Origin of the sequence: Microbulbifer discodermiae, from assembly GCF_040742695.1 — a bacterium.
In the GTDB taxonomy this organism is placed as follows: Bacteria; Pseudomonadota; Gammaproteobacteria; order Pseudomonadales; family Cellvibrionaceae; genus Microbulbifer.
Genome location: NZ_JBFLAB010000151.1, coordinates 1 through 1148, shown reverse-complemented (window position 1 = coordinate 1148; position 1148 = coordinate 1). Strand labels below are relative to the sequence as shown.

Sequence of the window (1148 nt, the reverse complement as noted above, 5' to 3'; positions counted from 1 at the left end):
AAATGAAGTAGAGCGTCTGTTTCGCCGCTTGAAAGGTTTCCGAAGAATATTTAGTCGATTTGATAAGTTGGATGTCGTTTTTAAGTTCTTCATCAACTTTTCATTGATCGCTGACCGGCTAATTAGTGTTAACAGGCCCTAGTACTTGCCAACCTCGGTGCGATTGCGTCATTACTGCTTGGAGCTATGGGCGTCTTTTTTCCAGCTGCGGTAGAGAAGTTTGTCTCGATTAAGGCAATGGGTAAATTGGGAGTTGCGGAGATCCGGGCGACCTACGGGGGATTCTTTTTAGGTCTAGCGGCCTTTGCGCTTTATAGTCAGGATAAGGTTGCGTTTATGGCACTTGGCCTAGGATGGGTTGGCGCAGCTATAGTCCGGTTGGTTACATTTATCAGTGGCACTTCTACTAAAGAGAATGCTGGTGGGATTGTGTTTGAATTAATAATTGGTGTTCTATGTCTAGCTTCATTGAACACATAACAAAACAATGGTGCACCGCCCCAGCAAGCTGGGGCTGGACCTCCATTTCGCGCCTTCGGCGCTCCATTGCGGCCGAACATTGAGACGTTACGTGCTAAGGAATCATCGTGTCATCTGACGATTGGTACAGGAATAAAGATTGGAATGAATCTATCGAGGAGCATTTCTATTCGAAGTTGAAACGAGCGAGAACGCAACGAGATCAGTATTTGGTAATCCAAGCTCTCACGTTAGCTGATAAGCATCCAAAGGTTACGCTTCGCCTGGTTAATGAATACTTTGAATCAAGAAAAGACCAATTTGATGACGTTCGCGCATTATTGGCAAAAGCAAATGCATATTTCGCTCTAAGCGATCTCGAAAGATGTATTGCCGCCTTCAAAGAGGTACTTGGCAGAGAAAGAGAATTTTCAAAACACCAAACAGGTGTGTACCTTGATTATCCGTATTTGGTTGCAACTCGAAAAATGGAACATGAGTACGTTAACGTAATCGATGTACTAGATGCGCATATTGGTAGGCTCACTGGGGTGTCCTGACAATACTGGACAGTCCCGCTTTAAGCCGCTTTGGCTGATTCCCAATACTTCTTGGCGAATTCAGTTGGGGCCAAGTTGCCAAGCCGTGAGTGGCGACGTTGGCGGTTATAAAAAATCTCGATGTACTCC

Annotated in this window: 2 protein-coding genes; one reads left to right on the top strand and one right to left on the bottom strand. The window is 45.2% G+C overall.

Features of this window, described 5'->3' with window-relative positions; translation table 11 throughout:
• Positions 1-587 precede the first annotated feature (587 nt).
• On the top strand, positions 588-1019 hold the full coding sequence (locus AB1S50_RS19485) for a hypothetical protein (RefSeq protein ID WP_367152940.1): 432 nt from the start codon (positions 588-590) through the stop codon (positions 1017-1019).
• 20 nt (positions 1020-1039) lie between these two features.
• Here the strand turns inward: AB1S50_RS19485 and AB1S50_RS19480 are convergent.
• Positions 1040-1148 (bottom strand): IS3 family transposase (locus AB1S50_RS19480; RefSeq protein WP_367149665.1); only part of this gene is annotated, 109 nt, incomplete at its 5' end.